This window comes from Mycobacterium pseudoshottsii JCM 15466 (assembly GCF_003584745.1).
Classification (GTDB): Bacteria; Actinomycetota; Actinomycetes; order Mycobacteriales; family Mycobacteriaceae; genus Mycobacterium; species Mycobacterium marinum.
This window is the reverse complement of sequence record NZ_AP018410.1, coordinates 3510615-3531053: the sequence shown is the minus strand read 5'-3', so window position 1 is coordinate 3531053 and position 20439 is coordinate 3510615. Positions and strand designations below refer to the sequence as shown.

Genomic DNA, 20439 nt, shown 5'->3' with positions numbered 1-20439 from the left:
CTGCACGGCTAGTTCCCGTCGTACCCATACGGTTCTGGTTACGCGGAACTACTTGACATAACTCTAACTCTATGGTTGAGGTTGAGGGTTTTGCAAGCAGACACACCGCAGGAGAACTGAGCCCGTCAGGGAGGAAGACGAATGATGACCCCCCCGCATAACTACTTGGCTGTCATCAAGGTCGTTGGTATCGGTGGTGGCGGCGTCAACGCTGTCAACCGCATGATCGAACAGGGCCTCAAAGGCGTGGAGTTCATCGCGATCAACACCGACGCGCAGGCGTTGTTGATGAGCGATGCCGATGTCAAGCTCGACGTCGGCCGTGACTCGACCCGGGGACTCGGCGCCGGTGCCGACCCAGAGGTCGGACGCCGAGCCGCCGAAGACGCCAAGGATGAAATCGAGGAGCTGCTACGCGGCGCCGACATGGTGTTCGTCACCGCCGGCGAAGGTGGTGGCACCGGCACCGGCGGTGCGCCCGTGGTGGCCAGCATCGCGCGCAAGCTTGGTGCTTTGACCGTAGGCGTGGTGACCCGGCCGTTCTCCTTCGAGGGCAAGCGCCGCAGCAACCAGGCGGAGAACGGTATAGCGGCTTTGCGGGAAAGCTGCGACACCCTCATCGTGATCCCCAATGACCGGCTGCTGCAGATGGGTGACGCCGCCGTATCCCTGATGGACGCGTTCCGTAGCGCCGACGAGGTGCTGCTCAACGGTGTGCAGGGCATCACCGACCTGATCACCACGCCAGGCCTGATCAACGTCGACTTCGCCGACGTCAAGGGCATCATGTCTGGTGCCGGTACCGCACTGATGGGCATCGGGTCGGCCCGCGGCGATGGTCGATCACTCAAAGCCGCCGAAATTGCCATCAATTCGCCGCTGTTGGAAGCGTCGATGGAGGGCGCCCAGGGCGTGCTGATGTCGATTGCCGGTGGCAGCGACCTGGGCCTGTTCGAGATCAACGAGGCGGCGTCATTGGTACAGGATGCCGCCCACCCAGACGCCAACATCATCTTCGGAACCGTCATCGACGATTCGCTGGGCGACGAGGTGCGGGTGACCGTGATCGCAGCGGGCTTCGACGCCAGTGGACCGGGCCGCAAGCCCGTGGCGGGCGCGACCGGCGCCGCACCCGGGGAGACCGGGGGCGCGCATCGGATCGAGTCGGCCAAGGCGGGCAAGCTCAGCTCGACGTTGTTCGAGCCGGTCGACGCGGTCAGCGTGCCGCTGCATACCAATGGTGCGACGTTGAGCATTGGCGGCGATGACGACGACGTCGATGTGCCACCCTTCATGCGCCGTTGAGGGTCTCAATTTGCTTGCCAGAACGCGACAAACCGGCCGCGGCCGGACCGCGCCGCAACCTGGTCGGCAGTCGAATCCGGATACTGGTGGGGTGAGCGTTCGAATCCGCCGGGTGACTACCACTCGGAAGGGCGGTGTGTCCAAGCCGCCTTTCGACTCCTTCAACCTCGGTGACCACGTCGGTGATGACCCGGCCTCCGTGGCGGCCAACCGAGCCCGGCTGGCCGCCACCATCGGTATGCCCACCGAACGAGTGGTGTGGATGAACCAGGTCCACGGTGACCGGGTTGAGGTGGTCGACGCGCCGCGCGACAACGCTTTCGATGACACCGACGCGTTGGTGACCAAGGTTCCCGGCCTGGCGTTGGCGGTGCTGACCGCCGACTGCGTGCCGGTGTTGATGGCCGACGCGCGGGCGGGCGTCACCGCGGCCGTCCATGCCGGCCGGGTGGGCGCACAGCGCGGCATCGTGGCGCGCACGGTGGAGGCCATGCAGGCGCTGGGCGCGCAGCCCGGTGACATTTCGGCATTCCTGGGTCCGGCGGCCAGCGGGCGCAACTACGAAGTTCCCGCGGCGATGGCCGACGAGGTCGAGGCGGCGTTGCCGGGCAGCCGGACCACCAGTGCCGCCGGGACGGCCGCGCTGGACCTGCGCGCCGGAATTGCCCGCCAGCTGGGGGACTTGGGTGTGAAGTCCATCGATGTCGACCCCCGTTGCACGGTGGCGGACCCGACCCTTTTCAGCCATCGACGCGGTGCGCCCACGGGGCGGCTGGCGTCGCTGGTGTGGATGGAATGACCGCGATGGTCGTGGACATTTCAGCGCAAGGGGAGCGTCAGTCAGAACTGACGCACGCGTTGGCGGTGGTGCGGTCGCGACTCGCCGCGGCCGCCGAGGCGGCGGGGCGCAAGGTCAGTGAAATCGAGCTGCTGCCGATTACCAAGTTCTTCCCGGCGACCGATGTTGCCATCTTGGCGCGACTGGGTTGCCGAGCCGTGGGGGAGTCGAGGGACCAGGAGGCTTCGGCAAAGGTCGCCGAGCTGGCCCGGATGTTTTCCGCTCCCATGCGGTCGGGATCGCGGGGGATTCAGTGGCACATGGTGGGCCAGATTCAGCGGAACAAGGTGCGTTCGCTAGCAAACTGGGCACACACCGCACACTCGATCGACACCCCCCAACTGGTGACAGCGCTGGACCGAGCGATAACCACGGCGATAGCCGATCGTCGGCGCGGCAATCCGTTGCGCGTGTATGTCCAAGTGAGCCTTGACGGCGACGTCTCCCGCGGCGGTGTCGACATGACCGACCCCGGTGCGGTGGACCGGATCTGCGCCCAGGTCAGCGATTCGCAGAGCCTCGAGCTGATCGGTTTGATGGGTGTTCCGCCCCGCGATTGGGGCCAGGAAAAGGCCTTTGAGCGGCTGCAATCCGAACACAGTCGAGTGCTCGAGTCGTTCCCTACGGCGGTGCGACTTTCCGCCGGTATGTCCGATGACCTCGAGATCGCCGTGAAACATGGATCGACGTGTGTGCGTGTCGGTACCGCGCTATTGGGTTCGCGGCGGTTACGGTCACCGTGAAAAGTCACTGTAGTCACACCTTCATCACAGACAACAAATATCCCAGGGCTAGAAGGGGTCAGCGATGAGCACTCTGCACAAGGTCAAGGCCTACTTCGGTATGGCTCCGATGGAGGATTACGACGACGAGTATTACGACGACCGCGGGCCTTCCCGCGGCTATTCGCGTCCTCGAGTCGAGGATGATTACGGTCGTTATGAAGGGCGCGATTTCGAAGACCCGCGCCGCGATCCTCGTGCCGGTATGCGCGCCGATTTGCGAGGCGAGCCGGCCGACTATCCACCGCCGGGCGGCTATCGGGGTGGATACCCTGATGAAGCGCGATTCCAGCCGCGCGAGTTCGACCGGGCCGATATGGCCCGGCCGCGCTTCGGGTCGTGGTTGCGCAACCCCACCCGCGGCTCGCTGGCGATGGACCCGCGCCGGATGGCGATGATGTTCGAGGAAGGTCATCCGTTGTCGAAGATCACCACACTGCGCCCCAAGGATTACAGCGAGGCACGCACCATCGGTGAGCGGTTCCGCGACGGCACGCCGGTGATCATGGACTTGGTGTCGATGGACAACGCCGACGCCAAGCGGCTGGTCGACTTCGCGGCCGGTTTGGCCTTCGCGCTGCGCGGATCGTTCGACAAGGTTGCCACCAAGGTCTTCCTGCTCTCGCCCGCAGACGTGGACGTAACCCCGGAGGAGCGTCGTCGGATCGCCGAAACCGGCTTCTACGCTTACCAATAGACAAATCTGCTGCTGTTCAGCCCGGCAGGTCGCAGCTCGGCCTGACGGGCTGTCCGCTCGTCGGGGCCGGCTGCGGTGAACCTATGCGATGTGTGCCGTTGGGCTGGTCGGTAGGCTTGCGCTTGCCGACCGCACGGGCGGCGTCCTCGTATCCGAATCGGTAAGGTCAGGCTCTCGTTGGTGCTGTTTTTCCAGATTCTCGGGTTTGCGCTGTTCATCTTCTGGCTGCTGCTCATCGCTCGGGTTGTCGTCGAGTTCATTCGTTCGTTCAGTCGTGACTGGCGCCCCACCGGTTTCACGGTGGTGATCCTCGAGATCATCATGTCGATCACCGATCCTCCGGTGAAGCTGCTGCGCCGGCTGATCCCGCAACTGACCATCGGCGCGGTGCGCTTCGATCTCTCCATCATGGTGCTGCTGCTGGTGGCCTTCATCGGGATGCAGCTGGCATTCGGTGCCGCCGCCTGAGTGGCCCCGCCGCCATTTGGACTTAGTTGAGAGACGGTTCGGCCACGATTTGGCGACAAGTTTGGCCGGCATGATTTTCAAATCTAAGGAATGTGATTTATTTGCCTGAGAGTTTGAAATTGGTCCTTATTTATTAGTCCAATCGGCAACCGCCGAGTCTGGTGTGACAGGATGGACGGCAGTTGAGCGACTGCTGCCAGTTCGTTCTACACTATCCAGATCGTTTGACCGTCCAGGAACTTGAGGGGACAAACAATGCCGCTTACACCTGCCGACGTCCACAATGTGGCGTTCAGTAAGCCGCCTATCGGCAAGCGCGGGTACAACGAAGATGAGGTCGACGCCTTCCTTGACCTGGTGGAGAACGAGCTCACTCGACTGATCGAAGAGAATTCGGATCTGCGTCAACGGATCGCTGAGCTGGACCAGGAGCTGGCCGCGGGTGCTGGCGGCGGGGCTGCTGTGACCGCTCAGCCCACCCAAGCCATGCCCGTGTACGAGCCGGAGCCCGAGCCGGCAAAGCCCGCTGCGCCTGTGGCCTCGGCGGCAACCAACGAGGAACAGGCCATGAAGGCGGCCCGGGTGCTGAGCCTGGCGCAAGACACCGCCGACCGCCTCACCAGCACAGCTAAGGCCGAATCGGACAAGATGCTGTCCGACGCCCGCGCCAACGCCGACCAAATCCTCAGCGAGGCCCGGCACACGGCCGAGACAACGGTCACCGAAGCCCGGCAGCGCGCCGATGGGATGCTCGCGGATGCGCAGGCCCGGTCGGAGAGCCAGTTGCGGCAGGCCCAGGAGAAGGCGGACGCCCTGCAGGCCGATGCCGAGCGCAAGCACTCCGAGATCATGGGCGCCATCAACCAGCAGCGCACCGTGCTGGAAGGCCGCCTCGAGCAACTGCGGACATTCGAACGCGAATACCGGACCCGTCTCAAGACCTACCTGGAGTCCCAGCTCGAGGAACTCGGTCAGCGCGGATCGGCCGCGCCGGTCGATTCGAGCGCGGACGCCGGCGGGTTCGAGCAATTCAACCGGGGCAACAACTAGCCGGGACACGGGCCGGGCTGGCCGGCTGGCGCGCAAACCCTGGTAGGTTTTGGCAGTCGCTGCCCGCCGGCCGGAGGATGACCGATGCTGATCATTGCCCTCGTTTTAGCCCTCATTGGGCTCGTTGCGCTGGTGTTCGCGGTGGTCACCAGCAATCAGCTGGTGGCGTGGGTGTGCATCGGCGCCAGTGCACTGGGTGTGGTTTTGCTGATCGTTGACGCCCTCAGGGAGCGTCAGCAACGTGAGGCGGCCAGCAAAGACCAGGATGAGGCCGAACAGCCAGCCGATGCCGACGGCGAGGCCGACTACGTCGAATACCCTGACGATGACGCCGAGGCGGAACCGGCCGCCGAAGATGTCGAGGACGTCGAAGAGGGCTCCGAGGACACCGAGGGCCAAGAGCACGCAGAGGGCACAGACGCGGGCTCCGATACTGCGGAAGAATCGACGGTGTCCGCCGACGCTAAGCGTGACGACAGCGCCGAATAGCGCGCCATGCCGTGGCTCGAGCCCGATCTTGTTGGCTAGCGCGGCTTATTGGCTCGGATTGAGCCTGTCCGACTACCTCGAGAAGCTGATGCTGTTGTCGCGAACCTGAACTGCGACACGGGTCGAGACCTGGCGGATCGGTACCTGATCGTCGTCCGTGCTGGGGTTGACTCACTCCGATATCGGGGCGGTGGGCTAGGGGTCGAGTTGGGCGGGGGCTACTCGGCACCTGGCGGCTTTGGCTCCGGTGTGCAGGCGTCGGTCCCATGCGGCGATGATCAGGCCTGGGGCGGGGACAGGGGGATTTAACCGACGTAGTGGCCGCTGAGCCGACAGACATTTTGGTGTCGCGGCGGCATTTGTGGAACAAACGTATTCGTGACCGGTGAGCCCGAAACGATTGTCAATTCACTGAGGAGTCAGATTGCAGCGGACGGTCCTTGGAGGGAAGATTCATCGCGCCACCGTCACACAGGCCGACTTAAACTACGTTGGATCGATCACTCTCGACGCCGACCTCATGGCGGCATCCGGGATTGTTGAAGGCGAACAGGTCCACGTCCTCGACATCACCAACGGAGCGCGACTGGTCACCTACGCGATCGCGGGTCCTGGGGGTTCCGGTGTCGTCGGAATAAATGGCGCGACAGCACATCTTATTGCGCCGGGCGATCTGGTCATCATCATGTCGTACCTCATCGTTGGCGAAGAGGAGCGTTGTGGCCATTCGGCGAAGGTGGTGCACGTCGACGCGGTCAACAGCATTGTTGGACTGAGGTCCGATCCGGCGCAGCCCGTCCCCGGCGCTCAGGGCTCCGGCGTTGTTGATTAGCAGGCTTGTGAGCTGGGGAATTGTGGATTGAGGAGGTCTAGGCGGCGGTTGGCGGTCAAAGCGGTGATCCGGCAGGCTTCGGCGATGTTGTCGGCGCCGTTGAGGCGGTGCAGATTGATCGCGGTGTTGCGTAGCGTTGCTAGGACCTGTGCGCCGTTTCCGGTATGTGCCCCAGGGCTCCGGCGTTGTTGATTAGCAGGCTTGTGAGCTGGGTTGATGATCTTTGGTGCCGCGCTATTGGGGCCGGAGTGTAGGCACGGGCTATCTGGAGAACGATCGAGTTGGTTACTGTTCGTCGTTGGTCTGGAGTTGCCCGTGCCTACCGTTTCAGTATTGCGTGTGTCGTCGGTTCCAGAGGTGTTCGACCGCTGGAGTCCTGGTGAGCGCAGCGAGCTCATCGGATCGGAGTTTCTCGATGTGTTGGCCTCGGTGCCAGACCCGAGGGGCCCACGCGGTCGGAGGTATTCGCTGGTGGCTTTGTTGGCGATTGCGGTTCTGGCCACTGCCGCGGGGATGCGCGGCTATGCTGGTTTTGCCACATGGGCGGCCACCGCTCCCGATGATGTGTTGGCCCAATTAGGGGTCCGGTTCCGGCGGCCCAGTGAGAAGACCTTCCGCGCTGTTTTGTCTCGGCTAGACCCCGCCGACCTCAACGCCAGGATGGGCAGTTACTTCACTGCACACGTGGCCAGCAGCGACCCCAGTGGATTGGTGCCGATCGCGTTGGACGGCAAGATGCTGCGTGGTGCTTTACGCGCCAAAGCGACAGCCACGCATCTCGTGTCGGTGTTCGCCCACCGTGCCCGATTGGTGCTCGGTCAACTCGCTGTCGCCGAGAAAAGCAATGAAATTCCCTGCGTACGCGCCCTGCTCACGCTGCTGCCGGGTAGCTTGCGGTGGCTGGTCACCGTGGATGCGATGCATACCCAGGTCGTCACCGCGAAGTTGATCTGCGCCACCTTGAAGTCGCACTACCTGATGATCGTCAAGTCCAACCAAGCCAAAATATTTGCGCGTATCACCGCGCTGCCCTGGGCCGAGGTGCCCGCAGCCGCTACCGACGACTCCCGCGGCCACGGCCGTGTCGAGACCCGCACCCTGCAAATCATCACCGCTGCACGAGGAATCGGCTTCCCCTACGCAAAACAAATCATCCGGATCACTCGTGAACGCTTGATCACCGCCACCGACCAGCGCAGCGTGGAGGTGGTCTATGCCATCTGCAGCCTGCCGTTCGAGCACGCCCGCCCTACCGCGATCATGACCTGGATGCGTCAACACTGGGGAATCGAGAACAGCCTGCACTGGATACGCGACGTCACCTTCGACGAAGACCGTCAAAGGGCACATACCCAGGGCTCCGGCGTTGTTGATTAGCAGGCTTGTGAGCTGGGTTGATGATCTTTGGTGCCGCGCTATTGGGGCCGGAGTGTAGGCACGGGCTATCTGGAGAACGATCGAGTTGGTTACTGTTCGTCGTTGGTCTGGAGTTGCCCGTGCCTACCGTTTCAGTATTGCGTGTGTCGTCGGTTCCAGAGGTGTTCGACCGCTGGAGTCCTGGTGAGCGCAGCGAGCTCATCGGATCGGAGTTTCTCGATGTGTTGGCCTCGGTGCCAGACCCGAGGGGCCCACGCGGTCGGAGGTATTCGCTGGTGGCTTTGTTGGCGATCGCGGTTCTGGCCACTGCCGCGGGGATGCGCGGCTATGCTGGTTTTGCCACATGGGCGGCCACCGCTCCCGATGATGTGTTGGCCCAATTAGGGGTCCGGTTCCGGCGGCCCAGTGAGAAGACCTTCCGCGCTGTTTTGTCTCGGCTAGACCCCGCCGACCTCAACGCCAGGATGGGCAGTTACTTCACTGCACACGTGGCCAGCAGCGACCCCAGTGGATTGGTGCCGATCGCGTTGGACGGCAAGATGCTGCGTGGTGCTTTACGCGCCAAAGCGACAGCCACGCATCTCGTGTCGGTGTTCGCCCACCGTGCCCGATTGGTGCTCGGTCAACTCGCTGTCGCCGAGAAAAGCAATGAAATTCCCTGCGTACGTGCCCTGCTCACGCTGCTGCCGGGTAGCTTGCGGTGGCTGGTCACCGTGGATGCGATGCATACCCAGGTCGTCACCGCGAAGTTGATCTGCGCCACCTTGAAGTCGCACTACCTGATGATCGTCAAGTCCAACCAAGCCAAAATATTTGCGCGTATCACCGCGCTGCCCTGGGCCGAGGTGCCCGCAGCCGCTACCGACGACTCCCGCGGCCACGGCCGTGTCGAGACCCGCACCCTGCAAATCATCACCGCTGCACGAGGAATCGGCTTCCCCTACGCAAAACAAATCATCCGGATCACTCGTGAACGCTTGATCACCGCCACCGACCAGCGCAGCGTGGAGGTGGTCTATGCCATCTGCAGCCTGCCGTTCGAGCACGCCCGCCCTACCGCGATCATGACCTGGATGCGTCAACACTGGGGAATCGAGAACAGCCTGCACTGGATACGCGACGTCACCTTCGACGAAGACCGTCAAAGGGCACATACCGGAAACGGCGCACAGGTCCTAGCAACGCTACGCAACACCGCGATCAATCTGCACCGCCTCAACGGCGCCGACAACATCGCCGAAGCCTGCCGGATCACCGCTTTGACCGCCAACCGCCGCCTAGACCTCCTCAATCCACAATTCCCCAGCTCACAAGCCTGCTAATCAACAACGCAGGAGCCCTGGGGGGTGTACTGAGATCGTCACCGTTCTGAAACGAGCGTGGTTGCCGCTGGTGCTGGCGGTGGTGTTTGCCGTCGGTGGTTTCGCGGTGTCGCGGGTTCGCGGGATGTTCGGCTCGCAGCAGCTGCCGACCTACGCTGATAGCACGCCCGCGGGTAGCGTCAGCAGCTCGGGCCCCAAGCGCGTGCGATACGAGATCTTCGGCGCACCAGGCACCATCGCCGACATCAACTACATGGACCCGGCCGGCGAAGCTCAGCAGCTCAACGACGTCGCACTGCCCTGGTCGATTGAGGTCGAAACGGACGCACCGTCGATGGTGGCCAACATCATCGCGCAGGGAAACAGCGATTTCCTCGGCTGCCGTATCTCGTCTGACGGCGAGGTCAAGGATGAACGGACCTCCAGCGCCGTGAGTGCATACGTGTATTGCATTGCGAAGTCCGCGTGACCACCCGGGTGTTTCGCCCATCGTCGCGAGAGGTGCGCACCGAGCCCGCATTGCTGGCGCGCTGGATCCGTCGCCTGGCGATCCCGATCATGTTGGGTTGGCTGGCGATCATCGTCCTCATCAACATCCTGGTTCCTTCGCTTCAACAAGTCGCGGCCGATAACTCGGTGTCGATGAATCCCGCCGGCGCCCCGTCACTGCAGGCGATAAAGGAGATGGGCCGGGTGTTCGGCGAGTCCAGGTCCGACAGCGTCGCGCTGATCCTCCTGGAGGGTCGACAACCGCTGGGGGCCGATGCTCACGAGTACGACGACGACCTGGTGACGCGACTGCGGGCCGATACCGCCCACGTCCAAAATGTCCAGGACTTCTGGGGTGATCCGCTGACCGAAGGCAGCGCTCAGAGCCCGGACGGCAAGGCCGCCTACCTTCAGCTGTACCTCTCCGGGAACATCGGCGACACACTGGCCAACGAGTCGGTCGGGGCGGTGTGGGCGGCTGTGGATGCGCGCCCGCCGCCGCCCGGTGTGAAGGTGTATGTCACCGGTCCGGCGGCACTGCAGGCGGACCTGATCCACTCTGCTGAACGCACGGTCAGAACGATCAAGATTGCTACGTTCACGGTGATCATCGTGCTGATGTTGTTCTTCTTCCGTTCGGCCCCAACCGTTCTGGTGCTGCTCGGTGTGGTCGGTATTCAGCTGTCGGCGGCGACCGGTGTCGCCGCCGTGATCGGCTATCTCGGGGTCGTCGAGCTGTCAACGTTTGCGGTCAACCTCGTGGTCGCCATGGCTATCGCGACCGGGACCGACTACGCGATCTTTTTGATCGGCCGCTACCAGGAAGCGCGCGCCGCGGGGGTCGACCGCGAATCGGCGTACTACGAGATGTGGCACGGCACTGCGCACGTTGTGTTGGCTTCGGGGCTGACGATCGCCGGCGCCGCGTTGTGTATGAGCCTGACCCGAATGCCGTATTTGCAGAGCCTCGGCGTGCCGACCGCAGTAGCCATGCTGGTGGCCTTGAGTGTTGCGTTGACCCTGGGCCCGGCTGCGGTCACCGTCGCCAGTCGGTTCGGCCTGCTGGAGCCCAAGCGTGCCATACGAATTCGCTTCTGGCGTCGCATCGGAACCGCGGTGGTGCGGTGGCCCGCACCGATTCTGCTCGCGTCACTGGCGGCGGCCCTGGTCGGACTGATAGCACTGCCGTTCTACCAACCCAGCTACAACGATCGCCGATACATCCCCGGCGACATCGAGGCCAATGCGGGCTATGCGGCCGCCGAGCAGCACTTCTCGGCGGCCCGGATGAATCCTGAGGTTCTGCTGGTTGAGGCCGACCACGACCTGCGCAACCCGGCTGACTTCTTGGTGATCGACAAGCTCGCCAAAGCCATTTTCCGCGTGCCAGGTGTTGCGCGGGTGCAGGCGATCACCCGGCCGGATGGTGCACCGATCCAGCACACCTCGATACCCTTCATGATGAGTATGCAGGGCGTCGGTGTACAACAGAACATGAAGTTGATGTTTGACCGCATCGACGATATGAAAGCTCAGGCCGAGTCGTTGGGCAACACGGTGGCGATCATGAAGCGGATGCAGGCTTCGATGTCCCGAATGGCCGGAGTGGGCGACGGTCTCGTCGTCGACATGGATGACATGCAGACCGCCGTTCGCGACGCGCGGGACAGTTTGGCGGATTTCGAGGATTTCTTCCGACCGATCCGCAACTACTTCCACTGGGAGCCGCACTGCTTCGACATCCCGGTGTGCTGGGCTCTGCGGTCGGTGTCCGATTCCGTCGACGGGATCGACGCGATGACCGACCAGATGGATCGGATGATCAAGGGTATGACCGACTTGAACGCCCTGATACCGGAGATGATCGCGCAGTTCCCCCCCCCATGATCGCAACCATGGAGAGCATGCAGCAGATGATGCTGACGATGCACAGCACCATGTCCGGCATGTACCGCCAGATGGACAAATTGAGCCACGGCGCAGCCGAAATGGGTAAGGCTTTCGACGCGGCGCGCAACGACGACTCCTTCTACCTGCCGTCTGAGGTCTTCGACAATCCCGACTTCCGGCGCGCGATGGATCTGTTCATCTCGCCGGACGGCAAGTCGTTGCGGATGATCATCTCGCACCGCGGTGATCCGGCGTCGGCAGAAGGGATATCGCGGGTGGATCCGATCAAATTGGCGGCGATCGAGGCGCTCAAGGGAACCCCGCTGGAGAATGCCAAGGTGTCACTGGGCGGAACTGCCTCGGTCTACCACGACCTGTCGGAAGGTACTCGATACGATCTTGTAATCGCGGTGATCGCCACGGTCTGCCTGATTTTCGCGATCATGCTGTTGATCACGAGGAGTCTGGTCGCCGCGATGGTGATCGTGGGCACGGTGCTGCTATCGCTGGGCGCATCCGTTGGACTCTCGGTTCTACTGTGGCAGTACATCGTGGGTCTGCCGCTGCAGTGGATGGTGATGTCGATGGCTGTCATCATCCTGTTGGCGGTCGGCGCGGACTACAACCTGATGATGGTGGCCAGGTTCAAAGAGGAGATTCCGGCCGGGCTGAAGACGGGGATCATCCGCGCGATGGGTGGAGCAGGCAGTGTAGTGACGGCGGCAGGTCTGGTATTCGCCTTTACGATGACTTCGATGGTGGTCAGTGATCTGCGCACCATCGGTCAGATCGGGACGTTCATCGGGCTCGGCCTGCTGTTTGACACGCTGATCGTGCGGTCGTTCATGGTGCCCTCCATCGCGGCGCTGCTCGGCCGGTGGTTCTGGTGGCCGATCAATGTACGGACCCGACCCGCTCGGGCACGGCCGGTGCGGCCGCAAGCCTGATCCGATAATGGAGGCCGAATCATATGGCGGACTGGCTAGTTCGATAATCGGCCCATACGTGCGCCGCACCCCGATTGATCCCTCTGTGCGAACGCGTAGTGGTGTCCATGTCGTCAGGGACTACCGGAAAAAGCTCGGTGAAGTACCGAACACGGATACAATGTGCTGCGGAAGCTTGCATAACGCCAACTACGACACGCACATCAGCCGAGCCGGACCGGCCACTCGGCGCTGGCTGGTCTGAACGCAATTTTCGAGTTGAAGTAGCGAGAAATGGGGGATGGAAGCACCGTGAGCGTCAATCCATTCGACGACGAGAACGGCACCTTCTTCGTCGTGGTTAACGACGAGGAACAACACAGCCTGTGGCCAGTCTTCGCTGAGGTGCCGGCGGGCTGGCGGGTGGTCTTCGGTGAGGCAGCGCGCGCTGCGTGTCTGGACTACGTGGAACAGAACTGGCCCGATATCCGGCCGAAGAGTCTGCGCGAGCGGTTAGCTCAGGACCGGCCCGTTGAAGCGTAAGTCATCGGGTCCGCGCCGGTCGGATGGATATTGGTGAGCGCGCCCTTCCGCTGACGCGGGGCGGCTGGATATTTGGCTTGCGCATCTACACGACGATCGTTGACCCGCGGCGCGTGCGCCTTGGCCGCGCCCGCCGCGGTCAGCACCTCGCGCTCCTGGTGATAGCCGTTGCGCACCACCAGGCGGTGGCCGTCTCGTCGAGTTGGTCGGCGAACCGGGCTGCGTAGGCGGCGACCTCGGCCTGCAGTACGGCGGTCAGCATCGGCCGAGCACCGTCGCGGACGATCTCATCGAGCAACGACCGATGATCGGCGGCCATGTCGTTGGCCTCCGCGGCATCGTGATCTGTGGTGAGCACGGGCGTAACTTCCCAACCAGCGCGCCAACGTCGTTCTTGATCAGAGTTTCTGGACTTTCAGATCATCCACGGGAGGGTGCGCCCACTTTCACGCCCCCTCACCAAAGCTCATGTCGGGTAGTCCTGGCGCATTGGTGCGCCGGGGCTGGCCAGGTCCTCCCACCCGGTTTCCCATCCCGTCTGCCCGAGCTTCAAATAACCAGGTGTCATCAAGGGGGGCACTCACGTTCGCCCGTCCGGCCCTCCCCTCCTGGTCGCTCCTCCGGATGGAAACGGAGGCCCTTAGGTTCCTTCCCTGAGCTTCGCACCAGGCAGGACCAGTCGACGCACGTCAGAGCGGGGATCGGTCACGAACACCAACCGAGAACTACGCGACCGGCACCACCGACCTCCTACTCGCGAGTTCACTCACACACACGACATCGCTTCGCACGCACAGGTTCTGATCATTGCTCATGGCATCGCCCAGGACGACCATTGCTGATTTCTGTAGGCATGTTGAAGCGCGAATGCCGGAATTACTGCGACATCAGCGGTTTCCGGCGCGCGCTGTCGAAAACAGCTGGCCTGACCCCGATTGGGATCCATGGCTTATGAGAGCCTTGCAGCAGCCCACGCTGTGGGCAGGAAGGTTCGACAAGATCATGGCAACGAGGAAGCGGCATAGCACCGGCGATGACCTCATCGACGAACTCGACCGCATCGCCGCCCAGCGCGGCACCTACCCGGCCGTACTCTGATGCGACAACGGACCCGAATTAGCCTGTGCAGCAATGGCCGACTGGGCCAACGAACATGTCGGCCTGCACTTCATCCCACCCGGTGAGCCCTGGCGAAACGGCTACGTCGAATCATTCAACTCCCGCATCCGTGACGAATGCCTCAACATCAATAACTTCTGGTCCCTGCCCTAGGCCCGCGTGGTCATCAGCGACTGGAAACACGACTAGAACCGACACCGCCGCCGCTCAGCCCTGGGATACCAAGCCCCCGCCGACTACGCTGCCACCTGTACACACCAATGAACGACTCTCGTTCTCCGTGGACCAATTCATGGGGTCCGGTCACAGCGCTTACCGCGGCGACCCGGCGCGGCAGAACCGAGTGGTTCTCAATTTCCGCACGTCGGCATTCGATCGAGACTTTGATCGGCGCTTCGGAATCGGCGGCTTTTACCACCTCCGGCCTCGCAGGCCGGTTTGGGATGTATTCGAGCGTTTTCATGTCTGGTGTCTGCCATACTTTCTGCCTATGGCCTTCAGTCCCGCCCACCGCCTCCTCGCCCGCTTGGGAAGCACCTCGATCTACAAGAGAGTTTGGCGGTACTGGTACCCGTTGATGACGCGCGGGCTCGGTGCCGACAAAATTGCATTCCTCAATTGGGCCTATGAGGAAGATCCGCCGATAGACCTGACGTTGGAGGTATCCGACGAGCCCAACCGAGACCACATCAACATGTACCACCGCACGGCCACCCACGTGGAGCTGAGCGGCAAACGGGTCTTGGAGGTCAGTTGCGGCCACGGCGGCGGAGCCTCCTACCTCACGCGCACCCTGCATCCGGCCTCCTACACGGGGCTGGACTTGAACCGGGCCGGCATCAAGCTGTGCCAGCGACGACACAACCTCCCTGGTTTGGATTTCGTGCGGGGCGACGCCGAAAACCTGCCCTTCGAGGACGAATCCTTCGACGTGGTACTCAATGTCGAAGCCTCGCATTGCTACCCGCACTTTAGTCGTTTCCTCGCCGAGGTAGTGCGCGTCCTGCGCCCGGGAGGATATCCCCTGTACACCGACCTGCGCCCTAGCAATGAGATCGCCGAATGGGAGGCTGACCTGGCCGGCAGCCCGCTGCGGCAACTCTCGCAACGGGAAATCAATGCGGAGGTGGTGCGCGGTATAGAGAAGGATTCACACACGTCACGGGTGCTGGTCGATCGCAATCTGCCAGCCTTCCTGCGTTTCGCGGACCGCGCGGTAGGTAGGCAGCTGTCCCGCTACCTGGAAGGCGGGGAACTCTCGTACCGGATGTACTGCTTCACTAAGGATTTCGCGGCGTCCCGATGAACCCAGCTGAGCGCGAGTTCGGCATTGTCGTATACGGCGCCACCGGCTTCTCCGGTACGTTGACCGCCGAACGCCTCGCCCAGAGCGGGTCGGCGCACGGATGTCCCGGCCGGCCGCTCTAGTGAACGGCTGCGGGCTACGCGAGAGACGTTGTGCTCGATTTCGGCTCTGCCGATGGCGATGAGCTGGTGGCGTGGGAGTTTGACCATGCCGGCCCCACCAGCCCCGGCGACCGCACCCTCATTTACGCCGCTGCCCTGCAACGCATCCATACCCGCCGCGTAGGCCTGGTGGAAGCCCGTCGCCAAAGCCCCAGCCAACAGACAGATCCGCCCAACGGCGGCGATGGCTGACAATTCCCGAGCAGCGGGTGCTAGCACCGATTGTGACAGTCGAATCGACGCATCGGCCGTGTCGAACGGAGGTGTTGAAATGGTTGTACCCGAGAACTATTGCCTTCCGCAGGACGCCGACCGTGCGCTGATGCAGGTCATACTGGCTGTACGGGACCGGATGCTTGGATCAGCGAGGGGAGTGGCGTGAGTCGGAGGTTCGCCTTCTACGGCCGAGTGAGCACGGAGGACGCTCAAGCCCCAGAGGCGAGTCGAATCTGGCAGAAACGGCGGGCCATCGACCTGATCACTCCGCATGGCGGGGTCCTCATCGGTGATTACTTCGATGTGGGACAAAGCCGTTCGCTGCCGTGGAAGCGGAGGCCCGAAGCGTCGTGTCTCCAAGTTGTCGTGATCCGGGAGGTTGTTAACGGCGTGCTGCTTGAAAGTGGGAGGGCCTCCTGACGGGGTGGATGTGTCTGCATGCACCCGTAGGAGGTCCTTGTGTCTCACGCTAACGCTCGTACCAATGTGTTCGCTGGTCAGTTGATCGTTCGTGAAGACGAGGTGACTGCGCGACTTGATGAATGGATCGCCACCTTGGCCAATCCGGAAGACCTCGCCGCGGGCAGGACGTCGACCCGGCAGCCGGTACTGGCTACGCCGGCATGCAACGCCAGCTTCGCGAGGCGAATGCCCAGGTTGCTGCTTTGGTTACCGCCGTGGAGTCTGGCGTGGCCGTGGAGGACTTGACCGCCGCATTGCATCGCCGCACCGCCGAGCGTGACGAGCTGAAGGCCCGTCTTGAGCAAGTGGAGCGGCCCCGTGTCATGTCCGCCGCACAGATCAGCGAATTAGTCGAGGAACTGGGTGGGCTGTCAGCCGTGCTCGGTGCCGCGACCGGGGCGGAACGCGCATAGGTGTAGGCAAGCCTAGGTTTGCGTCTTTGACTACGACCCCTACCTGGGGCGGGTCAAGGCGACGGCCGACTTGAGTCGTGTCGTCGGATGTGTCCGAGGGGGGACTTGAACCCCCACGCCCATTAGTAGGGCACTAGCACCTCAAGCTAGCGCGTCTGCCATTCCGCCACTCGGACAAACCAACCGCATCGGTCGGCAGCTAAGGCTATCGGATGGGTGCGGCTGGACCCAACTTGGCCGGACGTCGGCCCGTTGGTGGGGTTGCGGCAACCTGAATGTGCGGGCGGCGTCAGCGGCTGGGCCGAGGGTGGTAGGAAAGGTGACTGTGACCCAAAAGAATGGGGAGACCGGGACTTCAACCGACTCGCGCGATGACGTTGCCGAGGTTGTCAGCAGATTGATTCGGTTCGACACCACCAACACCGGCGAACCTGAGACCACCAAGGGCGAGGCGGAGTGCGCCCGCTGGGTAGCCGAACAACTCGCAGAGGTCGGGTACCAGACCGAATACGTGGAGTCCGGTGCACCGGGCCGGGGCAACGTGTTCGCTCGCCTTCGGGGCGCGGACAGCTCCCGGGGCGCCTTGCTGATCCACGGCCATCTGGACGTGGTGCCGGCCGAGGCCGCCGATTGGAGCGTGCACCCGTTTTCCGGCGCGATCGAAGACGGTTATGTCTGGGGCCGCGGCGCGGTCGACATGAAGGACATGGTCGGGATGATGATCGTGGTTGCCCGGCACTTCCGCCGAGCCGGGATCGTGCCACCTCGCGACCTGGTTTTTGCCTTCCTCGCCGACGAGGAGCACGGTGGCCACTTCGGTGCGCACTGGCTCGTCGATAACCGCCCAGATCTATTCGACGGTGTCACCGAGGCGGTCGGCGAGGTTGGCGGCTTTTCCCTGACCGTCCCGCGCCGGGACGGGGGTGAACGCCGGCTGTACCTGGTCGAGACCGCCGAAAAGGGAATCCTGTGGATGCGCTTGACGGCCCAGGGGAGGGCGGGCCACGGCTCCATGGTGCACGACCACAACGCAGTCACCACGGTCGCCGAGGCGGTAGCCCGGCTGGGCCGTCACCAGTTTCCGCTCGTGATCACCGACACCGTCGCCCAGTTTCTCCACGCGGTGAGCGAGGAGACCGGGCTCGAACTCGATCCCGACTCACCGGACCTGGAAGGGACTCTGGACAAACTCGGCCCGATCGCTCGCATGCTCAAGGCGGTGCTGCGCGATACCGCGAATCCGACCATGCTCAAAGCCGGGTACAAGGCGAACGTCATCCCGGCGACGGCGGAGGCGGTGGTGGACTGTCGCGTCCTGCCAGGCCGTCAGGCGGCATTCGAGGCCGAAGTCGACGAGCTGATCGGCCCCGATGTGAGCCGGGAGTGGATAAGCGAGTTGGCGTCTTATGAGACCAGCTTTGACGGGGACCTTGTCGATGCCATGAATGCCGCGGTGCTGTCGGTCGATCCCGACGGCCGAACGGTTCCCTACATGCTGTCCGGTGGGACCGATGCGAAAGCCTTCGCTCGCTTGGATATTCGCTGCTTTGGCTTCAGCCCGCTGCGGTTGCCGCCGGAACTGGATTTCGCCGCGCTGTTCCACGGTGTCGATGAGCGGGTGCCCATCGACGCGCTCAGGTTCGGCACCGAGGTACTGACACACTTCCTGACACACTGCTAGTCGGAAAGCGCAGGAGAGGACTGACCATGACATCGCCAGACCCGTACGACGCGCTACCCAAACTGCCTTCATTCAGCCTGACCTCGGCTTCGATCACCGACGGGCAGCCGCTTGCCACACCACAAGTCAGCGGAATCATGGGAGCGGGCGGGGAGGATGTCAGCCCGCAACTGAGCTGGTCGGGATTCCCCGAAGGGACGCGCAGCTTCGCGGTCACCGTCTATGACCCCGATGCCCCCACCCTGTCCGGGTTCTGGCATTGGGCGGTGGCCAACCTGCCCGCCGACGTCACCGAATTGCCTGCCGGGGCCGGCGACGGCCGCGAACTACCGGGGGGTGCGCTCGCCCTGGTCAACGACGCGGGCATGCGGCGCTACATCGGCGCCGCGCCGCCAGCCGGGCACGGTGTGCACCGCTACTACGTCGCGGTGCATGCGGTCGACGTCGACAAGCTCGAACTCAGCGAGGACGCCAGCCCTGCTTTCCTGGGGTTCAACCTGTTCCAGCACGCAATCGCGCGCGCGGTCATCCACGGGACCTACGAACAGACATAGCCGTCACGGCCCGCGCGGGCACGGCGGTTTCGGGTCGGGTAGACCACGCCGTCCTTGATCCGGCCGCCTGATCGGCATGAATGCCGGTGTGGCAGTTCTGTCGGTGTGCGCCGATAGTATTCGAACATGCATTCGAATGGATGTTCGGATCGGGAGTCGGTGGTCGCGACGCTGGACCGGCTCGGTCGTGCGGTCGATGCGTTGGTTGAGGTGTCGTTCGAGGCGTTGACCACTCCGGAGCGGTTGCGGGTGTTGGAGCGGTTGGAGGTGGTGGCGCGTCGGTTGCCGGCGGCCCAGTATGCGTTGCTCAACCAGCTTGATGAGCAGGCTGGTGAGGCGGAGTTGGGTGGGCGACTGGCGGCGGTGGTGGCCAGTCGGTTGCGGATCACCCGCAGCGAGGCGGGTCGCCGGGTGGCTGAGGCTGCCGAGGTGGGGCCGCGGCGCGCGTTGAGCGGTCAGCCGGTGGGGCCGGTGTTGACGGCCACGGCCGTGGCTTTGCGGCAGGGGGTCGTGGGGGAGGGTCACGTCCGGGTGATTCGTGACTTCTTTCGGCAGCTACCTGCTGGCGTCGACGTGGGGACCCGGGACAGGGCCGAGGCTCATCTGGCGAAGCTGGCTACCCAGTTTCGTCCTGATCAGTTGGCCAGGTTGGCCGGGCGGTTGATGGATTGCCTCAATCCTGATGGTCGCCATAGCGATGAGGACCGGGCGCGGCGGCGTGGTCTGAGCCTGGGTAGGCAGGGGTTGGACGGGATGTCGCGCATTAGCGGGTGGCTGACCCCGGAGGCGCGCGCTGGGTTGGAGGCGGTGTGGGCCAAGCTGGCCGCACCGGGGATGTGTAACCCCGAGGACGAGGCCGCGGTGGTGGATGGGCCGGTGTCGCGCGACGCCGCTGATCGTGACAGTCGCAGTGTGAGTCAACGTCAACATGACGGGTTCAATGCGGCGTTGCGGGCGGTGTTGGCGTCGGGAGAGCTGGGGCAGCATAACGGGTTGCCGGCGTCGATCATCGTGTCGACCACGCTGAAGGAGTTGGAGGCCGCCGCGGGCAGGGGGCTGACCGGTGGGGGCACGTTGCTGCCGATGTCGGATGTGATCCGGTTGGCTCGTCACGCGCATCACTATCTGGCGGTGTTTGATCGGGGTGAGGCGATCGGGCTCTATCACGCCAAACGGTTGGCCACACCGGGGCAGCGGATCGTTCTTTACGCCAAAGATCGCGGTTGCACCCGCCCGGGCTGTGACGTGGCGGGCTATCAGTGCGAGGTGCATCATGTCGCCGCATGGGCCATCAGCGGGCGCACCGATATCAACCAACTCACCCTGGCCTGCGGCCCGGATCACAAATTGCTCGAGCAAGGCTGGCGCACCCGCAAGAACGCTCACGGCGATACCGAATGGCTCCCACCGCCGCACCTCGACCACGGACAGCCAAGAACCAACAGCTACCACCACCCGGAAAAACTGCTCCGCGACAGCGCCGACGATGACGACGAGGGTCACGGGGCGGCGTAAGCCT

Annotated in this window: 16 protein-coding genes, 1 tRNA gene and 7 pseudogenes; 20 read left to right on the top strand and 4 right to left on the bottom strand. The window is 63.5% G+C overall.

Going from position 1 to position 20439, the window contains the following annotated elements:
* Positions 1-144: 144 nt before the first annotated feature.
* The 7 genes from ftsZ (at position 145) to MPSD_RS16035 (ending at position 5629) form a co-directional block, all read left to right on the top strand.
* The gene (gene ftsZ, locus MPSD_RS16065; protein ID WP_012394856.1) at positions 145-1305 is read left to right on the top strand and encodes a cell division protein FtsZ; all 1161 of its coding nucleotides are present in this window, start codon (positions 145-147) and stop codon (positions 1303-1305) included.
* A gap of 91 nt (positions 1306-1396) precedes the next feature.
* Entirely contained in the window at positions 1397-2104 is a 708-nt protein-coding gene (gene pgeF / locus MPSD_RS16060; RefSeq protein ID WP_036426505.1) for a peptidoglycan editing factor PgeF, read from the top strand.
* Positions 2101-2886 (top strand): YggS family pyridoxal phosphate enzyme, encoded by a 786-nt coding sequence (locus tag MPSD_RS16055; RefSeq protein ID WP_232022553.1) that lies wholly within the window; start codon positions 2101-2103, stop codon positions 2884-2886. The genes pgeF and MPSD_RS16055 overlap by 4 nt, the downstream gene beginning before the upstream one ends.
* Before the next feature lie 64 nt (positions 2887-2950).
* The gene (locus MPSD_RS16050) at positions 2951-3622 is read left to right on the top strand and encodes a cell division protein SepF (protein WP_015356129.1); all 672 of its coding nucleotides are present in this window, start codon (positions 2951-2953) and stop codon (positions 3620-3622) included.
* A gap of 177 nt (positions 3623-3799) precedes the next feature.
* Entirely contained in the window at positions 3800-4090 is a 291-nt protein-coding gene (locus tag MPSD_RS16045) for a YggT family protein (RefSeq protein WP_020725593.1), read from the top strand.
* A gap of 255 nt (positions 4091-4345) precedes the next feature.
* Positions 4346-5140, top strand: a complete 795-nt coding sequence (wag31, locus tag MPSD_RS16040; RefSeq protein ID WP_086085361.1) for a DivIVA-like cell division protein Wag31 — start codon at positions 4346-4348, stop codon at positions 5138-5140.
* Positions 5141-5224: 84 nt separating this feature from the next.
* On the top strand, positions 5225-5629 hold the full coding sequence (locus MPSD_RS16035) for a hypothetical protein (protein WP_020787146.1): 405 nt from the start codon (positions 5225-5227) through the stop codon (positions 5627-5629).
* 195 nt (positions 5630-5824) lie between these two features.
* Here the strand turns inward: MPSD_RS16035 and MPSD_RS28595 are convergent.
* Positions 5825-5917, bottom strand: a pseudogene (locus MPSD_RS28595) (type II toxin-antitoxin system VapC family toxin); the annotation flags it as partial.
* A 136-nt stretch (positions 5918-6053) separates the two neighbouring features.
* Between MPSD_RS28595 and panD the strand changes: the two are divergent.
* A complete protein-coding gene (gene panD, locus MPSD_RS16030; RefSeq protein ID WP_020787147.1) occupies positions 6054-6461 on the top strand; it encodes an aspartate 1-decarboxylase in 408 nt (135 codons plus the stop codon).
* Here panD and MPSD_RS16025 read toward each other — a convergent pair.
* Positions 6458-6631, bottom strand: a pseudogene (locus tag MPSD_RS16025) (ISAs1-like element ISMul1 family transposase); the annotation flags it as partial. The gene panD and the pseudogene MPSD_RS16025 sit on opposite strands and share 4 nt — an antisense overlap.
* A gap of 145 nt (positions 6632-6776) precedes the next feature.
* Here MPSD_RS16025 and MPSD_RS16020 point away from each other — a divergent pair.
* From MPSD_RS16020 to MPSD_RS15995, 5 genes and pseudogenes are all read left to right on the top strand, one after another.
* A pseudogene (locus tag MPSD_RS16020) lies at positions 6777-7826 on the top strand (ISAs1 family transposase); the annotation flags it as partial.
* A 131-nt stretch (positions 7827-7957) separates the two neighbouring features.
* Positions 7958-9160 (top strand): ISAs1-like element IS2404/ISMul1 family transposase, encoded by a 1203-nt coding sequence (locus tag MPSD_RS16010; RefSeq protein WP_420811932.1) that lies wholly within the window; start codon positions 7958-7960, stop codon positions 9158-9160.
* Positions 9161-9221: 61 nt separating this feature from the next.
* On the top strand, positions 9222-9629 hold the full coding sequence (locus MPSD_RS16005) for an MmpS family transport accessory protein (protein WP_086085736.1): 408 nt from the start codon (positions 9222-9224) through the stop codon (positions 9627-9629).
* Positions 9626-12486 (top strand): annotated as a pseudogene (locus MPSD_RS16000) (MMPL/RND family transporter). Before MPSD_RS16005 ends, MPSD_RS16000 begins: the two are co-directional and overlap by 4 nt.
* 291 nt (positions 12487-12777) lie before the next feature.
* The gene (locus MPSD_RS15995; RefSeq protein WP_020725582.1) at positions 12778-13008 is read left to right on the top strand and encodes an MbtH family protein; all 231 of its coding nucleotides are present in this window, start codon (positions 12778-12780) and stop codon (positions 13006-13008) included.
* A gap of 80 nt (positions 13009-13088) precedes the next feature.
* On the opposite strand, the pseudogene MPSD_RS15990 reads toward MPSD_RS15995, so the two are convergent.
* Positions 13089-13366: pseudogene (locus MPSD_RS15990) on the bottom strand (IS256 family transposase); the annotation flags it as partial.
* Between the two features lie 656 nt (positions 13367-14022).
* Here MPSD_RS15990 and MPSD_RS28620 point away from each other — a divergent pair.
* The 4 genes and pseudogenes from MPSD_RS28620 to MPSD_RS15960 all read left to right on the top strand — a co-directional run.
* Positions 14023-14391, top strand: a pseudogene (locus MPSD_RS28620) (integrase core domain-containing protein); the annotation flags it as partial.
* Between the two features lie 226 nt (positions 14392-14617).
* The gene (locus MPSD_RS15980; RefSeq protein WP_036427280.1) at positions 14618-15433 is read left to right on the top strand and encodes a phthiotriol/phenolphthiotriol dimycocerosates methyltransferase; all 816 of its coding nucleotides are present in this window, start codon (positions 14618-14620) and stop codon (positions 15431-15433) included.
* Between the two features lie 170 nt (positions 15434-15603).
* Positions 15604-15786: pseudogene (locus MPSD_RS15970) on the top strand (replication initiator); the annotation flags it as partial.
* Between the two features lie 647 nt (positions 15787-16433).
* Complete coding sequence (locus MPSD_RS15960) at positions 16434-16685, top strand: Site-specific recombinase (RefSeq protein ID WP_232022551.1); 252 nt, start codon at positions 16434-16436, stop codon at positions 16683-16685.
* 90 nt (positions 16686-16775) lie between these two features.
* Here MPSD_RS15960 and MPSD_RS15955 read toward each other — a convergent pair.
* Positions 16776-16861 (bottom strand) — tRNA-Leu (locus tag MPSD_RS15955).
* Positions 16862-17010: 149 nt separating this feature from the next.
* Between MPSD_RS15955 and MPSD_RS15950 the strand changes: the two genes are divergently transcribed.
* From MPSD_RS15950 to MPSD_RS15940, 3 genes are all read left to right on the top strand, one after another.
* Positions 17011-18366, top strand: coding sequence for a M20/M25/M40 family metallo-hydrolase (locus MPSD_RS15950; RefSeq protein WP_086085735.1), 1356 nt, complete (start codon positions 17011-17013; stop codon positions 18364-18366).
* Between the two features lie 26 nt (positions 18367-18392).
* Positions 18393-18920: a YbhB/YbcL family Raf kinase inhibitor-like protein gene (locus MPSD_RS15945; protein WP_011740352.1), complete on the top strand. Its 528-nt coding sequence runs from the start codon at positions 18393-18395 to the stop codon at positions 18918-18920.
* Between the two features lie 126 nt (positions 18921-19046).
* Positions 19047-20435, top strand: coding sequence for an HNH endonuclease signature motif containing protein (locus MPSD_RS15940; RefSeq protein ID WP_020787159.1), 1389 nt, complete (start codon positions 19047-19049; stop codon positions 20433-20435).
* The last annotated feature ends 4 nt before the right edge of the window (positions 20436-20439 follow it).